The sequence below is a fragment of the Psychrobacter sp. AntiMn-1 genome (genome assembly GCF_001854065.1).
Classification (GTDB): domain Bacteria; phylum Pseudomonadota; class Gammaproteobacteria; order Pseudomonadales; family Moraxellaceae; genus Psychrobacter; species Psychrobacter pacificensis.
Genome location: NZ_CP012969.1, coordinates 419545 through 442037 on the forward strand (window position 1 = coordinate 419545; position 22493 = coordinate 442037).

A 22493-nucleotide genomic window follows, 5' to 3' on the forward strand; every position below is an offset into this window, starting at 1 on the left:
AAAATGATCAATAGTGGCTGTATGAAGTACAACACTTTCATAACAATGGATACCATGACGGCGGATAAAATGTAGCGTGTACCTAATAATATAACCATAAGTTAAATAATCAGGATGGTTGCAATCATGAGTAAAACTAAAACAATTTTAATTACCGGTAGCACAGATGGCATTGGTAAGTTGGCTGCTTTAAAGCTAGCAGAGGCTGGGCATCAAGTGTACCTGCATGGCCGCGATGCTGACAAACTTGCCAGCGTCATTGCAGAAGTTCAAGCAGTGGCAACAGGCGACGCGGTAGATCATATTGATGGATTTGTCGCTGATTTCTCTGACTTAACGGCTGTACTCAAGATGGCCACAGACGTCAATAAAAAGCTACCAAAGCTGGATGTATTGATAAACAACGCAGGGATTTATACCACGGCATCAGCGATGACTAAAGATGGTTTGGACGTACGCTTTGTGGTCAATTACCTAGCGCCTTATGAGCTGACCAATGCTTTATTACCTTTACTCAAGCAATCTAGTAAAGCGCGTATTGTGAATCTGAGCTCGGCTGCTCAAGCACCAATATCATATAAGGCATTTGTAGGACAAGAGCGTCTCGATGACAAAGCTGCCTATGCGCAAAGTAAGCTGGCGCTCACGATGTGGAGTATGGATTTGGCAGACAGAGTCGCTAGCGATGGTATCAATGTGATCGCTGTTAACCCAGGCTCACTGCTGAACACCAAGATGGTTGATGAAGCCTACGGTCATCACTGGTCATCAGCAGATAAAGGCGCAAATATCTTAACGGCATTGGCGGTCTCGGACGAGTTCGCGGACGACACGGGTAAATACTTTGACAACGATATCAAAGATGGTACACATGGCGATGCTAGGGGCGAATTTGGTCAACCGCATGCCGATGCGTTAGACAAAGAAGCCATTGCAGAGCTAGAAAGCCAAACACAGCAGGTGTTACAGTCGTTATATTAAAAATAGGGGCTGTCCTAGATAAGTAAAATTATTTAGGATAGTACTATGAGAAAGAGTAAACTAAGTTGGTATAAACAAAACAGACTCATCGAGCTATTTGTTGCCGGTTCTACCGCGAGAACAGCAGCAAGCCTAATTGGTGTTAATAAAACCACAGCCAGTTATTACTTTCATAGGCTACGAGTGCTTATTTACGAGAATAGTCAAGACCCTGGTCTATTTGAAGGCGAAATCGAAGTAGATGAATCATACTTTGGTGGCACTCGTAAAGGCAAGCGAGGGCGAGGTGCTGGTAGCAAAGTGCCCGTGTTTGGCCTATTAAAGCGTAAGTGAAGCCTGATAGCATTGTTTATACTGACTCATTTAAAAGCTATAACGCATTAGATGTCAGTGAGTTTACTCATTATCTCATCAACCACTCCAAAACCTTTGTTAATGACAAGAATCATATTAATGGTATAGAGAACTTCTGGAACCAAGCTAAACGGCATCTACGCAAGTTTAACGGGGTTCCAAAAGAGCATTTTCACCTCTATTTAAAGGAATGTGAGTGGCGTTTTAATCACAGTGACCCAAAGTCGCAATTACTACAATTAAAACAATGGATTAAACAGGGTTTGAACTAGTTATCTAGGACAGCCCCTTACATTTTATTTAGTACAGGCGAAGGTGAAGGGGGATATCTGTACAATATAGAAGATGACAGTGTATGGGATTTTCAGATGGGACAGCTACAGCAACTAGCGGACGGTACATTACCGCATTGGGATAGCTTCTATGAGTTTATGGAGTGGTACTTGACCGATGAAAATGAGGCTTAACGCTCGATGATTTTTATCATAGAGCCTAAGGTAATCAGTTAGGCTTTATATTTTTAATAGTAAATAGTATGAAAAAGCACCTTGGGAGTCAGGAAAAATTCATACCCGTTATAGTCAACCAATATTAAAAGTGGTACAAGGCAGACGAGTGCAAGTACTACAGTAGTAGGCTAAACGAGTCTAACGCTGTAACACTTTAATAGTGGTTCGACTATATCCAACTCTTAGAGCAATACGCATCGATATAGATATTTTATTTCGTGGTATCCAAAGATATAAACCATCACTCCCATATCTCATCCAACACCCTAAACCAATTCTTTGACGTGATCTTTTCAATAAGCGCATCAGAGAAGTGACGTTGTTGCATCCGCTCAATCAGCTTAGAGATTTGACTGATATCAGACAATTCATCAGGTAATAGACAACCATCGAAATCAGAGCCAAAGCCAACGTGATCTTCGCCCAAATGGTCAATCAGATAAGCAAGATGATCGACGATCACATCAAGTGAGGTATGCGTATCTCGCTGCCCATCCGCACGTAGAAACGCCACGTCGAAGTTCACCCCAACCAGACCACCATTTTGTTTAATGGCAGCCAGTTGTCGATCAGTCAGGTTTCTTGCTTGCGCGCATAAGGCGTGCGCATTGGAATGCGTTGCGACAATCGGCTGATCGGCAATCTCTAACGTATCCCAAAACGCCCGCTCATTCATATGCGACACATCAATCAGCATATGCTTATCACGGCACGCTAAAATAAGGTCTTTACCTGCCTCGGTGAGTCCAGAGCCTGTGTCTGGCGAATGCGGAAAAGACGCATTTAAGCCATCACCGAACAGGCTTTTTCTATTCCACAGTGGGCCAATGCTTCTGAGTCCTGCCTCATAAAACACATCCAGCAAGTCAGGCTCAATAGCTAAAAACTCAGCGCCTTCAAGATGCAAAACGATGGCCAGTTGCTGGTTCTGCTGACAGGCTTTTATTTGTGCAACAGACGTACAGATCTGAATCTGACCGTCTGATCGCGCCTGCAATTGCTGGGCAAGTTCTAGTTGCGCACAGCAAATATCAACGATTTCTTGCGCGGTGAAGTCTGAGTTTGACGGGTTGGATAACTTATCAGGATGGTTGTTTTTTACATAAGCGTAGGGCGGTAAGAAAATAGAAAACAAGCCGCCCATCCATCTTGCTCGTCGGCAACGCTTTAAATCTAAATGTCCCGGTAGTGTGCCATAAATAAAATCATGCACAGGGTCAGCCGCTGAGCTGAGCCAAAGGCGGGTTAATAAATCATTGTGTCCATCAAAGACTATAGGCTGGGTCATGGTCGCTTTATTCATTCTGTCACCGTCTGCGTTGGGATGCGCGCCTCTTTGCTGAGTAGCTTAGAGTTTTTGGGGTTCCTAAAGCGTAAGTCTTCAAAGGCGACGGGCGTTTCACTATTGATGCGCGCCTCTTCAATTAAATAATGATAAGGTGATTTGCCGCACACAGGATCGGCGTTTTTGGCATCGCCCGTCAGCATAAACGCTTGGCAACGGCAGCCGCCATAATCGCGTTCTTTATCGGGGCAGCTTTGGCACATGTCAGGCATCCATTCATCACCGCGATACTGATTAAAGCTCGCCGAGTCATACCAGATGTCTTTTAGCGGTGTTTGCTTGACGTTCGGAAATGCTATCGGCAGCTGTCTTGCCGCATGACAGGGAAGCGCGGTGCCATCGGGCGCGACGGTCAAGAAAATCTTGCCCCAACCATCCATACACGCTTTTGGGCGCTCTTCGTAATAATCAGGGACGACAAAAATCAATTTGCACTTAATGCCCAGCTCGGCGATTTTTTTGCGGTACTCGTTGGTGATACGCTCGGCGCGCACGACTTGTTCTTTGGTCGGTAGTAGGCCTTCGATGTTTTCAAACGCCCAACCATAAAACTGGCAGATAGCCAATTCAACCGTATCCGCTTCCAGCTCTAAACACAGATCAATAATCTGGTCAATCTGATCGATATTTTGCCGATGAATCACAAAGTTAAGTACCATCGGATAGTCGTATTGTTTGACCAGACGTGACATCTCATACTTTTGCTCAAAAGCATGTTTTGAACCTGCCAAGGCATTGTTCACCGATGGATCACTGGCTTGGAAGCTGATCTGAATGTGCTGTAGGCCTGCTTCTTTTAGACTGGCAATGCGTGCTTCAGTCAGTCCCATACCTGAAGTAATGAGATTGGTATAAAAACCTTGCTTATGCGCATAAGCGACCAGCTCTTCTAGGTCTTGACGCACCAGTGGTTCACCGCCAGAAAACCCCAGCTGCACCGCGCCCATTTGCCGCGCTTGATCAAACACATCAAACCACTCCTGTGTCGTCAGCTCGTCTTTATACTGAGCATAATCAATGGGGTTTGAGCAATACGGGCATTGTAAGGGGCAGCGATAGGTCAACTCAGCGAGTAACCATAGCGGCAGTCCGACGGGTGCAGTCATACTAAATCAATCCAATGTTCACGCTGGGCGACCAGCATATATTCGATAATGTCTTGCTCGATTTCAGGCACGTCGCCAAACATGGCTTGCACCTTTTGGATAATATCAGCAACCGATGCGGTGCCATCGATATGTTGTCCAATGATACTGGCGCTGTCATTGAGTTTTATCATCCCCTCGGGGTAGAGCAGGACATACGCGTCTTGCGCTGGCTCAAACTGAAAGCGATAGCCATGACGCCATGTGGGAACCAGAGATTGATCCAGCTTAGGTAAACTAGTAGGGATACTCATTTGAACAATCCTTTATGCCAGACATTATCTGTGGTGACGCTTTGATAAGGCGCTTGGTCATGGACATAAGCGAGGCTCAAGGCATCCAATATCGTCCACAAAATATCGAGTTTAAATTGTAATATCTCAAGCATGCGTTCTTGCTGCTCTGCCGTTTTGAATGAGTCGAGGGTAATGGTCAGGCCATGCTCAACATCACGGCGCGCTTGGCTGAGGCGCGAGCGAAAATAGGTATAGCCTTCTTCTTTGATCCAAGGATAGTGCTTGGGCCAAGACTCTAAGCGTGATTGGTGAATCTGCGGGGCAAACAGCTCGGTCAATGAGCTACTAGCGGCCTCACGCCATGAGGTACGGCGTGCAAAGTTCACATAAGCATCAACAGCAAAACGCACACCGGGTAATACCAATTCTTCCGAAATCACCTGCTCACGCGTCAGACCGACCGCTTCTGCCAGACCGAGCCACGCCTCACGTCCTCCACCATCAGGATACACGCCGTCTTGGTCAATCATGCGCTGAATCCACTCTTGCCGCACGCGCTGATCGGGACAGTTCGCCATAATCGCCGCATCTTTTAGCGGGATATTGATTTGGTAATAAAACCGATTGGCGACCCACGCTTGGATTTGCTGCTGCGTGGCGCGCCCTTCGTGCATCATGATATGAAAAGGATGGTGGATATGATAATACTGACCTTTTGCCATAATCGCTTGTTCAAACGCTTCTGGACTTAAGGCGATATTGTCTTCTGTTATTGTTGTCATAGGATTGCCTTACCGTGTGTCTTACAGTTCTATCTGCATGCCATCGAACGCCACTTCAACGCCGTGCTGTTTTAATGTCGCGGCTTGTTCTGATTGCTCGTTTAATATCGGGTTGGTGTTATTAATATGAATGAGCACTTTGCGAGCATTGTCGAGCTGATCGAGATAATGCAGTGAGCCATCGTCACCACTGATGTGCAAATGCCCCATGTCTTGGCCTGTTTTGATGCCAACGCCGCGTTCTTGCATCTCGTTGTCTGTCCATAGTGTACCGTCAATCATCACGCAATCAGACGCTTTCATGATTTGCATCACGTCGTCATCAATTTTGCCCAAGCCTGGCGCGTAGAACAGCTGCTTTTGTGTTTTTAAATCTTTCACAATCAGCGCGATATTATCGCCATCATGAGGGTCATTGCGATGCGGCGAATACGGCGGCGCTGAGCTTCTAATCACCAAAGGTGTCAGTTCTAAATTGCTATAGCCGTCAATTTGAAAGCTTTGCTTTGGGTCGATTTGATTGTACTGTAGGCCGCCATTCCAGTGCTTTAGCATGTTGAACAGCGGAAATCCTGTGCTGAGATCGTCATGCACCATGTCCGTACACCAAACAGAGATGGGGCAGCCTTCACGTAGGGTCAACAATCCCGTGGTGTGGTCAAGCTGACTGTCCATCAATACCACATCGGTGATGCCTGTGTCTCGTAATTGACGCGCTGGCTGAGCCGCTTTAAAGTCATATAGCTGCTGGCGAATGTCTGGTGAAGCGTTAAACAAAATCCAGTCAACACCATTTTCTGATATGGCGATCGAGGACTGGGTACGGGTCTTTGCTTCGATGGTGCCTTGACGTACGCCGTGGCAGTTTTCGCAGTTACAGTTCCACTGCGGAAAACCGCCGCCCGCTGCTGAGCCTAAAACGTGAATATACATAGCGCAATATTTCCAAATGTCAAAAAAAGTAAAAGCCCTAATCATCTAGGGCTTTTAATGTATTCAGGTCTATGAGTTTTTAGCGTGATTCAAAATACATAGTGATTTCGAAACCGATACGGATGTCTTGAAAAGCGGGTTTAGTCCACTGCATGGGATTGCTCCAAAAAGTTATTATAGGACCATCGTTGAGATGAATGAAAGTAATTATCAATGGTATTATAAGCCGACCCTGAATGTCAATTTGTTAGATGTTAACTTTCAAACTCAACACACTCTAATATTTAGACTAAAAGCGATACGTCACTCTACCGACTACATTTAAAGGCTCGCCATACGTTAATCCAAAAAAATTTTCGCCAGCAAGATATTTTTGGTTGAATAAATTGTTGACGTTAAGCTGTGCTTCTTATATCTAAGAAATGTACTCGGACTGCCTTATAACCATAAACGTGTTTATCGCATCTACCGTGAGCTTGAATTAAACCTTAGAATAAAGCCTAAACGCCGTATTAAGCGAGACAAACCGCAAAAGCTTGCTGTGCCCACTTGCCTCATCGTAGGGTCTCAGGCGTGCAACCTATCTTTGGCGCTATGGCTTTGATGGCTGACCAAGTGGATGGGTAGTCGTCTTTAGTTTCAATTAGTATACAGACGGCGCGCTCTTTCATTTCAGGGGTATAGTTTCATGTTTTCATTGTCGTATTTTCTTGGAGCGTTGAGTCTCCGACAATCCCGGGGCGGTTCAATATTCAAGTCCTCACTAGGGTACTGTTATTACTATCTGAACATTCTATTAATTCATCGATCTTTAAAGTTCATAAAATCCAAGCTTCATAGAAGATAGTCAATACTAGGCCATCAATAACTCTACAGTGACCTCAAAATAATACTCATCTTTGATAGCAATATTTACTTTGCCTTTATGGGCATGAGTGATAGCCCGAACAATAGACAATCCTAGTCCTGTCCCTGAATGTTGACTGCTTGTCTTATCATGACGATAGAATCGTTCAAACAGCTTTTCAGCTTCACTCTGCTCTAGTGGTTTGTCTAAGCGATTAGTTAGGACGATTTTTAACAATCGTTGTTTTGCGGCTAGAGCTTCTTCTTTTGAACCATCAAGGCCGATGCCTGAGGTAATGATGGTAGCTGATACTGTGATAGTACTGGCACTAGCAGCGTAATAGATGGCATTTGACAGCAGATTAGCAAATAATCGCTGAAGCAAACCTTCATCACCTACTACTGTCACAAATTCACCCGATTTTTCAAAAGTGATCTCACGATCCTCGGCCAGCATTTCATAGTAGTCAACGAGCTTAGTCATTAAGCGCTCAGTATTTACATTACCAATTTGCGACTCACTTAAGCCTTTTTGAGTTTTTGCCAGCAGCAACATATTATTAATCATAGCCGATAGCTGCTCTAACGTGTCATGTTGATGATGTAGCTGCTCAATGTATTCATTGCCATCTCTTGGCTTATTCAACATGACTTGCGTTTGCGTACTAAGCGTCGCTATTGGGGTACGGAGTTCATGGGCAATATTATCTGAAAACCGAGACAAAGATTCAAAGTTACTCTCAAGTTTGACCATCATCGAATTATAAGATTGTGCTAGTGATCGTAGCTCTAAAGGCATATCACTGACGGTTATTCTTTCATCCAGTCTTTCAGGGTTAATTCTTTTCATTTTTTGTACGATAGTGGCTAAAGGTGCAAACCCCCAGTACACACTGAATGCAGCTACTGACACCAGTAGTAAGGTGATCGCGAATAAAATCATACTAAGCTGACGATTAAAGTGCATGAGATAGTGGTGATGGACATCGATGGGGAGGGCAATAAGTGCCAACAACTCTTGGTGTTCGATGATGATGGCTCTGTAATTTCTATTTTTTATCTCAACCGTGAATTGTTGATCACGATAGACTTGCCACAATTGTGGCAAGCTGAAATCTGAAGGTAGGTCGTTGGCAAAGCTGGTTGGATCGCTAGATAATAGCGCACCGTTTTTATTTGCGATGACAGTCTTTAAGTCATAATCACGCTGAGAAGAATGTAGATGATTGGTGCCAGTTAATGACTGAGATTTTGAAGCTGCTGCTGACTTTGTCTGAGCATCAACATTATTGATGCTTCTGCGCAGGTTAAAAGCTGCATGCGTGAGAATCTCAGAGTCCATTTGTTCAAAGTGCCCACTAACAGAACGTTGCACCCACGCATAAATAATCACTTGAGAGATAATCACGAATACAGTGAGTAGAAAAACGGTGCGCCACAGTAGAGGCAATCGTCGATTATCTAATCGATGTTTCATATTAAATAGTGCCAGTGTCGTCAGATTGATTGCTATCAAGCGCTGTATCGATAGCCTCTAGCCGGTAGCCCATACCGCGTACAGTATGAATAAGTTTTATATCATGGTCGTCATCTATTTTTATGCGAAGGCGTCTTATCGCCACATCAATGACGTTCGTATCATTATCAAAGTTCATATCCCATACTTGAGAAGCAATAACTGAGCGTGGTAGGACTTCACCTTGGCGTTCTAATAGAAACTGTAATAAAGCGAACTCTTTCGCTGTTAGTCTAATTGCCTTATTTCCTCTATATACCGTACGCTTGGCAATATCCATCTTGAGGTCTGCTATTTGCATAGTTGTACTTTGGTAGTCGATTTGATTGGCACGTCTTAATAGACTTTTTATTCTCACTATTAGTTCTGCAAAAGCAAAAGGTTTGGTCAGATAATCATCGCCGCCAATTTCAATTCCTTTTACCTTATCGCTCAAGTCATCTTTTGCGGTTAAGAACAATACGGGTGTATGCTTACCTGCTGCTCGGTAGTTACGTACCAGCTCAAAGCCGCTAACGTCTGGTAGCATGACATCCATCAATATCACGCTAAACTCTTCTGTCATCAATGCGTGATAGCCATCTAAGCCTGTGAGCTGATGATCTACAATAAACCCAGCTTCGGTTAAGCCTTTTTTTATATACTCACCAAGTTTTAGCTCATCTTCTATTAGCAATATTTTCATAGTAGCTTCTCTTACTCCTGTCCAGCTTATTTAACATAGTAAAGCATAATGCTTTTTAGATATCTAAATTTCCAAGATGACAGAATTGTAATGTTGTCGTCATGTCTCTGTCAGAATCGCTACAGTATGCTCTAAGGCAACTTAATATTCTGAAGTCCTACTGACTTCATAGCCAATCAAGGATGAGTTATGTCACTTTTTAAATCAATGCCACTGTCTCAATCAATCGTAGCAGCTGCTGTAGCCTTGGTCGTTTCAACCTCTGCACTGGCACACGATCCAAAAATGCATGCCGAAAAAGACCAAATGAATTGCGAAAAAATAGCAAAGCACATGCAAATGATGAAGGAAATGGATCATAGCAAAATGGATATGAACGATCCGGCCATGAAAGCTATGATGACCAATATGAGCAAAATGAAGCAGATGTACCAAAAACATTGTATCCCTAGCAAAAATGATTCTTAAAGATGTTTATAGCGTGTTGATGTTGTTGGACAAGGTGGTCGAGCAATAAGCGGATATGAATAAAAATGGATTTTTAGGACAGACCTATGAAGTTTTTACTAGGAATACTTTTTACCGTCTGTATCATCATGATAGGTATTTTTATTGTAATAACTAGCGGCGTGATAAATATCGGTGCTGATCAAGCCCATAGCCCCTTAGTCTATAACTTTTTAGAGACAGCACGTAGTCGTTCAATTGAACATGCCAGTAAAGATATTTTGGTGCCAGACTTACAAAAGGCAGAAATGATCAGTTCAGGTGGCGCAGATTACAAAGAGATGTGTGCTGGTTGTCACTTGTCGCCGGGAGTCGCGGGTACAGACCTGAGTAAAGGACTGTATCCACAACCACCAAATTTTACTGACGCAGATGTCGTTAAACGATACCAAAGTGAAGACGGTGCCAAAAAAGGTTTTTGGGCAATAAAACACGGCATTATGGCATCAGGTATGCCCGCATGGGGTGCTTCTCATGATGATGATAGGATGTGGGCAATGATGGCTTTTATCAGATCGCTACCGGATTTGAACAAAAACCAGTACACGATGTTAACGACTCGGCTAGATGATGAAACGCTAAATATGTCGTTTGATAGTGATATGGGCATGTCAGGTAATGAGTCTGATATGCAGCATTGAGTATTCGTGAGTATACAGTGCTGCATAGTGCTGTTCTTATGATTTAAGTTTTAAAATTTATCGGTATAACTTGGTCAATATTACGGCTTCAATGCTTATAGATTGATCGCTAGATAGGCGCTTAGGAGTGATTTTATGAGAGGCTATATCAATAGATATATAAATACAAATAGTCTTATATCAAGTCATATACTTACAAAAATGGCTGTTTTACCATTATCATTAACGATAGCTGCTTGCAGTCAGCCTAATATTGCAGCTGAATCAAAGCCTGCAAATGAATCAGCCAGTGCTACGCAAAGTACATCAGAGGTGAAGCTAGAAAGCAAAACAGCACCCGCTAACGTTCATTCAAACACTCAATCAGCGGTTTTGCACAATGTTTCAGCCACTGTTTATAAAGATGCCAATTGTGGTTGTTGCAAAGAGTGGGTTAGTCATGCTGAAGGCTATGGCTTAAATGCAACTGCTCAAAATGTTGAAGATGTATCGTTATTTAAAGACCGTTATAGCGTACCCCAGCAAATGCGCTCATGCCATACCACCGTCACTACTGATGGCTACGTTTTCGAAGGTCATGTGCCTGCTAAGTATATGGCGCAGTTCCTAAAAAACCCGCCAAGTGATGCGATCGGACTTGCTGTACCGAGCATGCCAGTCGGTAGCCCAGGTATGGAATACCAAGATAAATTTATGCCCTATAAAGTGATGCAGCTTAACAAAGATGGCTCAACAGCTATTTATGCAACTATTGACACACCGCAGCAGCAAATCTAGCTTGGTTATCGTTTAAATAGCTTATAAAGCTCTATTAATAAGCGGCCAAAGGCATAGACTTCGCTGATAAATATAGACTCAACTCTCACTTTATGGATATAAATCAGGTGAATAATTATGAATAAAACTATGCTTAACCGCAGGCGTTTTTTGACAGGATCTTCTACCTTGTTAGGGGCATCCATGTTGTCCACACTGCCGTCTATTGCCAATAGTGCGCTCGGTAAAGGTCAACAAAACGTCGCCGTCAATAGTGACAAAGCCGACCATATCGTACCCATCTTAACCGGTAATGAGTTTGACCTTTATGTCAGTAAAAAGCCGATTACCGTCAATGGCAAGTCGAGTATAGCGACACTGATTAATGACTCGCTACCAGCGCCAACGCTAAAGATGCAAGAGGGCGAGACTGTCACCATCCGTGTCCATAATCAGATGAATGAGTCGACCTCTATTCACTGGCATGGTCTGCTCGTACCTTTTGAGATGGATGGCGTACCAGGCATCAGCTTCGATGGTATTCCCGCGAACAGTACCTTTACTTATAAATTCAAACTTAAACAATCAGGCACCTATTGGTATCACTCACACAGTGGCTTTCAAGAACAAACTGGTATGCGTGGTGCTATTGTCATTGAGCCAAAAGGCCGTGAGCGTCACCCAGTCGCAGAAGACCATGTTATCTTATTAAGTGATTGGACACACCGTGACCCACATAATTTACTCAAGCTATTAAAACAACGTGCAGATTTTGACAATTATCATTTACCAGATTTTAAGAAGCTATTGTCTGATATTGCAGCTACAGACCTAGAAGCGGCTTATGATAAGCGCAAAATGTGGAATCAGATGCGCATGATGCCCACAGATTTTACCGATCTATCTGGTGAAAAGACCTTTACGTACCTGATGAATGGTAAGACGACAGCCGCCAATTGGACGCAGTTAGTGAAAGCAGGACAGCCTGTTAAACTGCGCTTTATCAATGCCTCAGCACAAACCATCTTTGATGTGCGCATACCAGGTCTCAAAATGACTGTAGTGGCAACCGATGGTATTGATGTCGCACCCGTTGCAATTGATGATTTCCGCATTGGCGTGGCTGAGACCTATGATGTCATCGTCACGCCTACTCAAGATGCACATACGATATTTGCCCAAAATATCGATCGTTCAGGCTATGTCGCGACCACGCTTGCGACCAAGAAAGGCGCTCGTCCTGCGATACCTGCGATGGACAAGGTTGAATGGCTGACCATGGCTGATATGATGGGTGCGATGGGTGACAAAGGCTACAAAGCAAAGCATGCCAAGACCGAATATGACTTTAAATCTGATATGCGTGTCGACAGTCCACGTATGAACCTTGATGACCCAGGTATCAACCTGCGTAATATTGACAGAGAGGTTTTGAATTACAGTCAGCTGCGCTCTGTCGATGAGGCAATATTTGCGGAGCAGCGCAAGCCTACCCGAGAGATCGAGCTACATTTAACGGGTAACATGGAGCGTTATATCTGGGCATTAGATGGGGTTATGTTTAAAGATGCAACGCCTGTAAATATTAAGCCTAATGAGCGTGTACGCATTACTTTAGTGAATGATACGATGATGAATCATCCTATGCATTTGCATGGAATGTGGAGTGACTTACGAACGCCATCCGGAGACTTTCAGGTACGTAAACACACGATTGTGGTTCAACCAGCGCAAAAGATTAGCTTTGATGTGACGGGTGAAGTTGGACGATGGGCTTGGCATTGCCATCTGCTTTATCACATGGAAGCCGGCATGTTCAGAGAAGTTGCCGTTGTTTAATAAACCTTCGAATATGAGCCTTATTATGAGAATATATAAAGTAGGTCTACCGTTTATTGGCATGTCGTCTTTGATGTTATTAATGTCACCGTTAGCAAATGCTGCTGAGATGCCGAGCATGGATCACAGCGGTATGGACATGTCTGATATGGATCACAGCGGTATGGACATGTCTGATATGGATCACAGCGGTATGGACATGTCTGATATGGATCACAGCGGTATGGATATGTCTGGTATGGATCACAGCGGTATGGACATGTCTGGCATGGATCACAGCAGTATGGATATGTCTGGCATGGATCATAGCAGTATGAACATGTCTGGCATGCAGGGTGGTGAACCACCAGCCGATGCTCGTAGTCCAGACTATTCAAATGGGGTTCCCTACGGGCAGTATGGTAAGCCAATGATGATGGGCAGCATGCCGTTATGGGGAGTGTCAGTAGACGACTTGGGCTATCAGTTTGATGACGATCAAATCAACTTCGAAGCGACGGGTTGGTACGGTACGGATAGTAATCGTATAAGGCTACGTACCGAAGGTAGTGCTCAGACCAAAGATGATAAAGAAATCGATAGCTTGAGCTCGCTCGCTTATTGGAAACCACTGAGTATCTTTTGGAACGGTGAGGCCGGTGTCGCTTACGATACTGAAAACGACAAATCTGCAGTGATGGCAGGTATTGTCGGTACCGCGCCATATTTTATCGAAACGGACGCTAGGGCGTACTTATATACCGATGGTCAGATTCGTCTTGATTTGGGCGCAGAATACGAGTAGCGTTTGGATCAGCATTGGGTAGTTATACCGGAGGTGGGGTTGACTGCCTTTAGTAAAGATGACCATGATAATGACATTACCAAGGGCTTTAATGAGATGGAAACTGAGGTCAGGCTTACTTATGAGACATTCAGTCGCCAACTCGCGCCTTACATCGGTATGAGTTATGAGACAGCGCTTGGCAAGGCTCGTGGTCAACGACGTCAACATAATGAACCGGTTGATAGCAGTAGTTTGACAACGGGGGTTAAATTCTGGTTTTAATATTATTAAAATAATAGGAGATATACTATGAATGCTTCAGATCAAAACAACATGAATCATCAACAGGGCATGAACCCTTATGTAAAGTTCACTCTGATGATTGTGACGTCTACGATTGTGATGTATATCATGATGTACTTCAATACCTACCAGTGGGATCACATTTACTTTAGTGAAACCAGGGCTTATATGGCGCTCTACATGGGTGCCGGTATGGCAGTCGTCATGTTGGCATTTATGACTAATATGTATAAGAAGACCAAGATTAACTTGATGATTTACGGTCTGAGCGTATTGATGTTTGCTGTCGGCATTTGGGGCGTGAGATCGCAAGCAACGGTTAATCAAGTCGATTGGATGCAGGCCATGATACCGCATCACTCGATTGCTATTCTCACCAGTAGTCGTGCTGATATTGAAGATCCGCGTGTGCAGCAGCTTGCTGACGATATTATAAAAGCACAAAAGCGTGAAATTGATGAAATGAAGCAGTTGATTGATGAGCTGGAATAAAGGGTATTGATATCGCTGTTTGAACCTTTACACATTGAGCGGCTTTAACCAGTAACTCGCACTGATTGCGATGTACCTGCTGACAGCTGATATGACGACCCAGCCAGTCATAGTAGCTTGAGGGTTTAACCTGTAGTACGCGGCACATGCTACTAATGCTAAAGACTTGTTGGTTGTCTTTGATAAAGGCGTACTTGACTAGCTGTCACTGCGGACATAGCCCTTCGCCTTGCGTCACTAAAACAGTCTCCCAGACTGTTTCTTAACGTTCCTCATTGGCGAAGTACGCCGTCGCCTCATTCGAGCATAGCTCTCATCTTGCGTCAGGGCGAAGCGGTGCTTCGCTTTATCCCTTCTCATTTAGAATGTCTCGCTCTTCTTGAGCAACTTTGAGATCACGTTTAAGACGTTTATTCTCTTCTAGTATAGCCATAAGCTCAGGATCATATTCTTTAGTACCGATTAGCTTGCCTTTATTAGCTTTATTATGCCAATTAGTTAAGGTCTGCATGGCGATGCCGAGCTGCTTTGCAGTGGCTGAGATATTGCCGTTGTTGTCTGCTATCTTTTTAACAGCTTCGGCTTTAAATTCGTCACTGTAGGTTCTTACTTTCTTGGTCATGATAAACTCCGGTTAATACGCTTAGTTTACCAGGTTTATCTCTACGGTTTCTTCAGCATAGCTCATAATAAACTTTTAAGCGCATCTTTACCGCTGTCTCAATATATCCTTACGCCTCAGCTGATCTGCAAACTTCTAATACATCCATTGGCTTGATATCAGTTATAGGCATGGTGCCAAGGTATGCATTTAGCCGTTTCATCTGCCTATAGTTATTTTTGATAGTAGAGGGGGGCGATATGAGTCTTGCGGCTCATGTACTCTTCAGCAACCATAGCGAATGTATTTTTAGACTCAAGCAATTGCTTGCGCTCTTCATCTCTTTTGATATCGCGTGGATCATCACCGTTAGCAAGATGATACTTAATATCAGTCCGCATCTGTCTTGCAGTTGCTAAAGTGATCTCTGGGTATTGACCTAGTGTTACTGTGACACGCTTTCTTGTGATAGGTGTCGTATAGTCAATGCGCCATGCTTTTGTGCCGGCCTTACTGATATGTAAATAAAGACCACCGCCATCGTTTAAGGTATAGGGTTTATCCAAAGGCTTAGCCTTATCGACTTGAGTATTGGTAAGGGGCTTGACAGTTTTTTACCATTTTTACAGTAAGCAGGGGGTAATTATGGGTATATAAAGCAAGGTTTGGACAATAAAAAACCCCTAAAAGCCTTGTTGGAGGGGCGTTAAGGGGTATTTTAGTATATTCATGTGGTGCGCCCACAGGGACTCGAACCCCGATCGATCGCTTAGGAGGCAACTGCTCTATCCTGTTGAGCTATAGGCGCATTATGGGGTGACATTGTAGGAAAAAGCAGTCATAAAAGCAATCAACAAAAGACAAATAGAGGCAATTTGTCATTTATCTCCATTGCTAAGAGCATCAGCGACATCTACTGGATTATCGCCTGATGCTTTTTTTGCCCGTGATGTTGGTTGAAACAAGTCGTTTACGCTATTCTCATAACCATTAATATTATAATAATCGTATTTCTCTAAAATACCTTGGCCCGTACTTGAGAGTAAGAAGTTGCGAAAACTAACGGCAACCGTACGGTCTGTCAAAATAACGCCTTCGAGTTCTTGCTTATCTTTCAAGGCATAATTAAAGGAGGTTAGTGTACGTGCCTCTTTATTATCGTTCTCGGTAGCTGCCTGTTCACTATTAGCATTTTCACTATCAGTATTTTCGCTATCGGTTTCATCCTCTGTAATAACTGTATTGGCGTTTGCCTTACTCTGGTTATCTTGGTGTTGAGACGCTGTCAGCTTTGCTTGTAGTTGCGCGAGACGTTCTGCCGATAGCCTATCATTTGCGATAATGATGTCTGTATTAAAAGCGGCGTCGCTGTCATTGTTAGCATTGATATCATTATCTAATAAGGTTAAAAGTGTGTTTGGTGCCACATAGCTTGCTAACACTTGAATATGAGGATAACGAGATTCAAAACTGACAATGATATCGTCCAATGGCACTTGCAGGCTTTTTGCTGCACGGACATACAGGATGCTATCAGGCACAGTTTTGGCAGTCTCATCGCCTTTGGCAGCGGCAGATTCATTCTCACTTGCCATGATAGGTAGCGGATCTATACTTTTACGATTGTGGGTCCACAACCATGCAATCAGAGCGATAAAAATTGCTAGCAGCAATAAAATTAGCCCAGCCAGTAGCAGCTTGTAGTCTTTCATATATTACCGCTCTTTTATTAATGGATTCAGTTCAAAATTTACATAAGACACTATAGGTGATATATGGCTTGCGTCAAAGCTTTTGATCGAGTACTTCATTGGTTAACTCAGTCAGCATCTCTGCAAACACATCTGTATTCACAAAAGAAGACATAGACGCTGGGGTTTTATTCTCAGTACGGTTATGACCGGGCGATGCAGGCTGGCTATCAATCGCTTTTGTATAAGCTGTCGCTTGATGTGCAGCCAATGGCGACTGACCGATCATAAGCTTGTCTTTTAGCCATTTAAACCCATGCGCCTCCCACCACGCTTCAAAACGCGATAAGGTGCTACCACGCACTGCAATAGGCAAATCTAATGTACGTAATTTTTGTGCCAATACAGGATCGCTGATGGCTTGGTGAATGCTCAGATAAAGGGAGCTACTATCGTCAGTATAAGGACGTCTGTTTTGCCATGATTTATCATCGATTTTCATACGCGGTAATTGCCATAGCTCACCACGATAGTAAACAACGTATAAACGTTGTTTCGGATGAACAAAGACGGCATCAATAGGACGCAAAGGCATAATGTTAAATCATCTCGTGATAATGGATATTAGGTCTAGATAAGGTATAGAAAATAACTTAAAAGAGCGGCAATGTATATTTTATTATCATAATTATAAGCAGTGCCACAAAACGACATTAGATGTCGCAAGATAGTATAATGCTGATATCTATACTGGTAAACATCGAATATCAGTGGCACACTGACAGAGCATATACGTGGCTTATAAAAGCGTATTGTACATCATATAATGCTAGCAGAAATGCATTACAGTGACGACTGCCAAAGATGTATTGATGAGTATCAATTCAGGCTTCATTGCTACTTTCTGTGGCACTTTTATTACAAGCGTAGTGATTGACAGGTTAGCTGTAACCAACAGTAGCCCTCAGCGCTTACGCTTACGCTTATTCTAATCAGATTATTGTCTATGTTTACTATCATTCAGTCACATCGTACCGAAAATCTCGTTGACCAGCTACTGGTGCAATATCAGTCAAAGAGTCAGAACATTTTTGAACCTTTTATTGTTATTGTACCGTCAATGGTATTGGGCGACTGGTTGGATAAAACCATTGCTAGCCGTGCTGGTATCAGTACATTGGTACGTACCAAATTTTGGGGTCAGTATCAGTGGACACTCATGCAGGATGTGCTAACTCGCCATAATGCCTATTTGTTAGAGGTTAATCCTGAAGCAGCAACCTTGAATGTACCTGAAGTTGCCGTGCTGTCGCCAACGGTGATGCAGTGGCGCCTGTTCGGCTACCTAACTTACTATCAAGCGTTGATTGTCAATGATGACACGCATCCTGTGAACCCATTGTTGGCATCTTTGATTGACGAGCCGCAAGAAGGGGTCGAGCAAGATAAGGCGCAACAAGACGCGCGCATTTGGCAGCTGGCAAGTGACTTGGCAAGGGTGTTTAACCGTTACTTGACTCATCGTGAGGACTGGCTGGCGCTATGGTCGGATAACAAGCCACTTGATGTAGACAAGCTGATCGCAGATAAAGATGCGTTGTCCCTACGGTTTGATCAGTATGCACGCGGTACGCCTGAATGGTTAGTGGCGCACTATGTAGAGCTTGAGATTGCGCAGCGCTTTTTGTGGTCGCATCTATTTGCGGATGTACATCAGCACCGCGTGGCCATTGAGAATACTTTTTGGTCAGCCTTAAAAGATAACAAAGCAAATGAACGTGAGCAGTTGCCCAAAGTATTGCGTATTTTTACCATTCAGCAATTGCCACAGACTGAGCTTGATTTTTTGCAGCGCTTGTCAAAATATATGGACATCACGTTACTACACTACAATCCCTCAAAGTTATTTTGGGCAGATATTGTTGATAAAGCGTGGCTACAGCGTCAGCAGATTATTAATCCCCAAAGCGTGTTTTTACGTGATTACGGGCACAGTTTGCTGTCGCGTTTAGGCAAGCAGTCTCGTGATACTTTTGCCATGTTGGCCAATTTGTCAGGTAATGAGCAATACCAAGAGGCGCTGGTGGAGTGGCAAGATAACTTTAGTGATAGGTTTGATGATGAAACTGGTAGCGTCATCGATGGCAGTGCCAGTAACAGTGATGATGATAGGTTGCAAGCAGTAGAAAACGGCCCAAGTTTATTGCACCGTTTGCAAAACGATGTGTTGATGCTTGACGAGCAATCAACCCAACAAGCAACAGCCGCAAAAGTTTCAGAAGCTGTTAGCAATCAGATAGCATTGGACTTTGAGCAAGAAACGTCATGGTACGACGATGAGGTACTAGAGAATAAGCGCTTTGAAAAAGACCGTTTTTGGGCTATCTCTTCTCAAGATAATAGCCTAAGCATTCATTCTTGTCATAATTTACAGCGCCAACTTGAAGTACTGCGCATTATGATTGGACGCTGGCTCAATGAGCCCATCAAATCTGGTGAGAAAAAACGCCATATATCAGACATTGTGGTGTTGCTACCTGATGTTGAGCGTCATCATGCGCTAATTAGCTCTATTTTCGTCAATGGTAGGGGACAAGATGGCCTGACCTTGCCTGCGAAGGTGACTGGTGTTGTCGATGCTGATATTCGCCAGTTATGGGAAGCGATTATTGGGTTTTATAAGCTGCTTGGCAGTCATAGCGCTCGTTTTGAAGCGGCTGAGGTGTTGGACTGGCTGATGCTGCCACCCTTATTTGAGAGTTTTGGGTTGACCCATGAGCAAATGAGCCGTGGTTGTGATTTGTTGGTGGAAGCTGGATTTATCCGCGGGTTTGATGAGCTGCATCTAAAGCAGACCCTAGACGTCAACGACTATGATTATCGCTTTAGCTTCGCACAAGCGTTAGACAGACTGACTTTGGGATTAATTATGCCAGAGGCGGGTCTGAGTGATTGTTTATACCCTTTGCATGAAGATGAATGGCCAAGTACAGCTGTACCTGAGATGAGCTTACCACTCGCGCAAGTGAGTCTAAATGACGCCATGATTGTAGAAGCGCTTTGCCGTATTTATACTGGTCTGGTGGCACGACGTGATGACCATACACAAAAAATGAAAGCGGAAGATTGGCTAGATCAGATTGAGACCCAAGTGATTCATCGATACTTTGGCGATGTCGATCAAACGCGTACGATGCGCGCTATTTATAATGCGATGAATGGCTTTAAATCAAGCTTACGTGCCAATCGTCATTATAGACAATATTCTAGTGGTGATAGCAGTAGGGTAGAGGTGGAGCAAAGGCTGGCAGGGGTCGAGCAATTACCGCTCAAGCTGAGCTTTATGCTAGACAGTATCGAAGCTGAGCTTGAAAGCCAGCAAGTCAGTGCTGAGCCGACAGGCGTGATTACTTTTGGTCGATTTGGTGCACTACGGAACGTCCCTTTTGAGCTGGTGGTCATGCTCAATATGGATCTCTCTGAGTTTCCTGGACGCGACCGAGACAACCGATATGATTTGATGAAAGCGACCAATTCACGGCGCGGTGATAGAGTCAGCGAGGACGATGATAATGGGGCATTTTTGGATGCGCTACTATGTGCGCGTAGTGCATGCTGGATATTCTACAATGGTCAAAGCTTGACTGACACTCACGAGCATCTGCCAGCGAATCCTGTGAGTGAATTATTACAGTTTTTGCAAGGTGAGGTGCAGTGGCAGGTCAACTCGCTTGATACTTTGCCTGAAAGTATTGATTCAACGGCAGAAAGCCTTAAGCGTTATTTACCAAAGCTCATAAAGCAATGGCTGGTCACTGAGCATCCAGCACTACCTTTTCACAAGAGCTTGTTTGAAGCAGATATTGAAGGAGCTTCTGAGCAAAAGGCTGATACGTCCAATATCAATGTTGATCCTAGCAATACGTCTGATGATGTTAGCGATAGTAACCCTGATACTGCTGTAGCCGATGAGCTAGATAGGTTGCTAAATAAAGCCATGCGCAAAACCAAGCTGGCTCAGAAAAAACAATTTCCTCCGGCGCCGCTATGGCAGGCTGTTTTTGAGACACTACAGAAAAGAAGAGCTAGCGAGCTTCCACAACTGATTGACTTACCCACAAAAACACAGTACGAAGCCATTGCTCAAATGCTGGGTCATCGCTTGGGTGGACTGGGGAACATAAATCATCAAATCGTGTCTACATTAGCCAATATGCTGGGACTCGATACTACTGCTGCTAATGATATGAACGATAGGACTCAGGCGCTCACCCGAATGGTGCGTGATACCGTATTTAATATTGGCGAGATAGATATTGAGGGTATGCTGGTGTATCAAGTGCGCCATCCTGCCAAAGCGTTTTTACGGTCTCAAAAAGTGCATGTGGTACAAGGTGAGGAAGCGATGACGCATCAAGAGCCATTGTTTTTGGATCACCTGACAACTTATCAGATTAAAGATCATTTGATTAAAGGGCTGGCCGCCGATAAGCGTACTGACAATACGGTCCAGCAAGATAGCTCAACGTTGATGTATCAAAAAATCATACCAGCAGGGGTAGCACGCCAAACCACGTTGCCCAATCAGCAACAACAATTACAGCAGCAGTGCCTAGAGTTTGAAGAGCAGTTGATCACTAATGGTTTTGGTGAATGTGTCGTACCTAATGCAGGTAGAACAGAGGACATGCCAGCTTTGCATTTACTGACACCCACCGCAGAGCACCCCGTTCAGATAGAGCTGGCAGCTATACTTAATCGTGTAAATAGCGACGCAAACAGTCAAATAGACACAGACGCATGGCTAAAAATCCTACCCAAATCTATCAAAATAAAAGGCCTAGTGCCGCTGTTAACGCCAAGGCTATCACCAATATCAGTATCATCAGATAACGATGATAAAAACGCTCATATTCAGGCAGGCATGACCTATGCCGAGCAATCACCTAAGCAATGGTTAAATATACTGCCTAATTCTGCCAGTCCAAAACATCTCCTTAAGTTTTGGTTGTCCCATCTATACTGGCAAGTAGCCAGATGCACCACGGCTGAGCAAGTGGCAGCAAATGATGGCGTGAGTATTTGGCGCTTTAATAAATCCAGCTCAAAAGTAGATGCCTACAAAAATGTCATCGCATTTAAGCTAAGCCCAATCGTCTATGAAGATGCAGTGATAGAACTGATGAAATGGGCGATTTTTGGCAATCTATCGGGTCAAACCCCCATCACATTACTGCCTGAGTATGCGCTCAATTATCTGGCTAAGTGCTCAAAATCGCAAGCAGATGATAATGAAAATAGCAATTATTGGCCAAAACGGGCAGACTTCTCAGATTGGCTAAGACCTAATTATAACTCAGACACGGTATACGATACTTGCTCTCAGCATGCTATTTGGCAATATGTACTGCGTGACCAAGATGCCTTTAGAGCCTTATCAGCAGCGTTGACCACCTTGGCGCAACCACTGTATAGGCCGATGTTTACCGCATTAGACGGGTTAGACAATTAGCTATAGCAGTTGTTTTTAGTTTTCTTTTTATCCTCTAGATTTTATAGATAATA

The 22493-nt window shown here is 43.8% G+C and carries 18 protein-coding genes, 1 tRNA gene and 4 pseudogenes; 10 read left to right on the top strand and 13 right to left on the bottom strand.

The genetic code is table 11. The features are described 5' to 3' along the window. The first annotated feature begins 126 nt into the window (after nucleotides 1-126). Both AOT82_RS01675 and AOT82_RS01680 read left to right on the top strand, forming a co-directional pair. The gene (locus tag AOT82_RS01675; RefSeq protein ID WP_156770949.1) at nucleotides 127-981 is read left to right on the top strand and encodes an SDR family NAD(P)-dependent oxidoreductase; all 855 of its coding nucleotides are present in this window, start codon (nucleotides 127-129) and stop codon (nucleotides 979-981) included. A gap of 45 nt (nucleotides 982-1026) precedes the next feature. Then, a pseudogene (locus AOT82_RS01680) lies at nucleotides 1027-1607 on the top strand (IS1595 family transposase). 478 nt (nucleotides 1608-2085) lie between these two features. Here AOT82_RS01680 and AOT82_RS01685 read toward each other — a convergent pair. The 6 genes from AOT82_RS01685 to pqqA form a co-directional block, all read right to left on the bottom strand. Further along, nucleotides 2086-3132, bottom strand: coding sequence for a dipeptidase (locus AOT82_RS01685; protein ID WP_197496708.1), 1047 nt, complete (start codon nucleotides 3130-3132; stop codon nucleotides 2086-2088). 11 nt (nucleotides 3133-3143) lie between these two features. Continuing rightward, nucleotides 3144-4295 carry a pyrroloquinoline quinone biosynthesis protein PqqE gene (gene pqqE / locus AOT82_RS01690; protein WP_071001526.1) on the bottom strand — a complete coding sequence of 384 codons (1152 nt, stop codon included), beginning with the start codon at nucleotides 4293-4295 and terminating at the stop codon, nucleotides 3144-3146. Further along, nucleotides 4292-4588 (bottom strand): pyrroloquinoline quinone biosynthesis peptide chaperone PqqD, encoded by a 297-nt coding sequence (gene pqqD, locus AOT82_RS01695; protein ID WP_071001527.1) that lies wholly within the window; start codon nucleotides 4586-4588, stop codon nucleotides 4292-4294. Before pqqD ends, pqqE begins: the two co-directional genes overlap by 4 nt. Further along, the gene (gene pqqC, locus AOT82_RS01700) at nucleotides 4585-5352 is read right to left on the bottom strand and encodes a pyrroloquinoline-quinone synthase PqqC (RefSeq protein WP_290127425.1); all 768 of its coding nucleotides are present in this window, start codon (nucleotides 5350-5352) and stop codon (nucleotides 4585-4587) included. The genes pqqD and pqqC overlap by 4 nt, the downstream gene beginning before the upstream one ends. Before the next feature lie 21 nt (nucleotides 5353-5373). Continuing rightward, nucleotides 5374-6285: a pyrroloquinoline quinone biosynthesis protein PqqB gene (pqqB, locus tag AOT82_RS01705; protein WP_071001528.1), complete on the bottom strand. Its 912-nt coding sequence runs from the start codon at nucleotides 6283-6285 to the stop codon at nucleotides 5374-5376. 79 nt (nucleotides 6286-6364) lie between these two features. Next, on the bottom strand, nucleotides 6365-6439 hold the full coding sequence (gene pqqA, locus AOT82_RS14300) for a pyrroloquinoline quinone precursor peptide PqqA (RefSeq protein WP_143007430.1): 75 nt from the start codon (nucleotides 6437-6439) through the stop codon (nucleotides 6365-6367). 246 nt (nucleotides 6440-6685) lie between these two features. On the opposite strand from pqqA, the pseudogene AOT82_RS13755 reads away from it, so the two are divergent. Further along, a pseudogene (locus AOT82_RS13755) lies at nucleotides 6686-6832 on the top strand (IS3-like element ISPar2 family transposase); the annotation flags it as partial. A gap of 306 nt (nucleotides 6833-7138) precedes the next feature. Here AOT82_RS13755 and AOT82_RS01710 read toward each other — a convergent pair. Both AOT82_RS01710 and AOT82_RS01715 read right to left on the bottom strand, forming a co-directional pair. Continuing rightward, the gene (locus AOT82_RS01710; protein ID WP_071001529.1) at nucleotides 7139-8608 is read right to left on the bottom strand and encodes an ATP-binding protein; all 1470 of its coding nucleotides are present in this window, start codon (nucleotides 8606-8608) and stop codon (nucleotides 7139-7141) included. Between the two features lies 1 nt (nucleotide 8609). Continuing rightward, nucleotides 8610-9332, bottom strand: coding sequence for a heavy metal response regulator transcription factor (locus AOT82_RS01715; RefSeq protein WP_071001530.1), 723 nt, complete (start codon nucleotides 9330-9332; stop codon nucleotides 8610-8612). A 189-nt stretch (nucleotides 9333-9521) separates the two neighbouring features. On the opposite strand from AOT82_RS01715, the gene AOT82_RS01720 reads away from it, so the two are divergent. From AOT82_RS01720 to AOT82_RS01745, 6 genes and pseudogenes are all read left to right on the top strand, one after another. Continuing rightward, nucleotides 9522-9800 (top strand): hypothetical protein, encoded by a 279-nt coding sequence (locus tag AOT82_RS01720; RefSeq protein WP_071001531.1) that lies wholly within the window; start codon nucleotides 9522-9524, stop codon nucleotides 9798-9800. Nucleotides 9801-9886: 86 nt separating this feature from the next. After that, nucleotides 9887-10480 carry a c-type cytochrome gene (locus AOT82_RS01725; protein WP_071001532.1) on the top strand — a complete coding sequence of 198 codons (594 nt, stop codon included), beginning with the start codon at nucleotides 9887-9889 and terminating at the stop codon, nucleotides 10478-10480. Nucleotides 10481-10615: 135 nt separating this feature from the next. Then, nucleotides 10616-11257: a DUF411 domain-containing protein gene (locus AOT82_RS01730; RefSeq protein ID WP_071001533.1), complete on the top strand. Its 642-nt coding sequence runs from the start codon at nucleotides 10616-10618 to the stop codon at nucleotides 11255-11257. Between the two features lie 117 nt (nucleotides 11258-11374). Further along, complete coding sequence (locus tag AOT82_RS01735) at nucleotides 11375-13075, top strand: copper resistance system multicopper oxidase (protein ID WP_071001534.1); 1701 nt, start codon at nucleotides 11375-11377, stop codon at nucleotides 13073-13075. Between the two features lie 328 nt (nucleotides 13076-13403). After that, nucleotides 13404-14123: pseudogene (locus AOT82_RS14020) on the top strand (copper resistance protein B). Nucleotides 14124-14150: 27 nt separating this feature from the next. Continuing rightward, nucleotides 14151-14636 (top strand): DUF305 domain-containing protein, encoded by a 486-nt coding sequence (locus AOT82_RS01745; protein ID WP_058025818.1) that lies wholly within the window; start codon nucleotides 14151-14153, stop codon nucleotides 14634-14636. Here AOT82_RS01745 and AOT82_RS14305 read toward each other — a convergent pair. The 5 genes and pseudogenes from AOT82_RS14305 to AOT82_RS01770 form a co-directional block, all read right to left on the bottom strand. Further along, a pseudogene (locus tag AOT82_RS14305) lies at nucleotides 14617-15258 on the bottom strand (transposase); the annotation flags it as partial. The gene AOT82_RS01745 and the pseudogene AOT82_RS14305 overlap by 20 nt on opposite strands. Before the next feature lie 212 nt (nucleotides 15259-15470). Then, entirely contained in the window at nucleotides 15471-15803 is a 333-nt protein-coding gene (locus AOT82_RS01755) for an integrase arm-type DNA-binding domain-containing protein (protein ID WP_071001536.1), read from the bottom strand. Nucleotides 15804-15969: 166 nt separating this feature from the next. Beyond that, nucleotides 15970-16045, bottom strand: a tRNA-Arg gene (locus AOT82_RS01760). 70 nt (nucleotides 16046-16115) lie between these two features. Next, nucleotides 16116-16949, bottom strand: coding sequence for a hypothetical protein (locus AOT82_RS01765; protein ID WP_071001537.1), 834 nt, complete (start codon nucleotides 16947-16949; stop codon nucleotides 16116-16118). A gap of 73 nt (nucleotides 16950-17022) precedes the next feature. Further along, nucleotides 17023-17523, bottom strand: a complete 501-nt coding sequence (locus tag AOT82_RS01770; RefSeq protein ID WP_071001538.1) for a hypothetical protein — start codon at nucleotides 17521-17523, stop codon at nucleotides 17023-17025. A gap of 411 nt (nucleotides 17524-17934) precedes the next feature. Here AOT82_RS01770 and AOT82_RS01775 point away from each other — a divergent pair, with 411 nt between their 5' ends. Next, nucleotides 17935-22440 carry an exodeoxyribonuclease V subunit gamma gene (locus tag AOT82_RS01775; RefSeq protein ID WP_071001539.1) on the top strand — a complete coding sequence of 1502 codons (4506 nt, stop codon included), beginning with the start codon at nucleotides 17935-17937 and terminating at the stop codon, nucleotides 22438-22440. The last annotated feature ends 53 nt before the right edge of the window (nucleotides 22441-22493 follow it).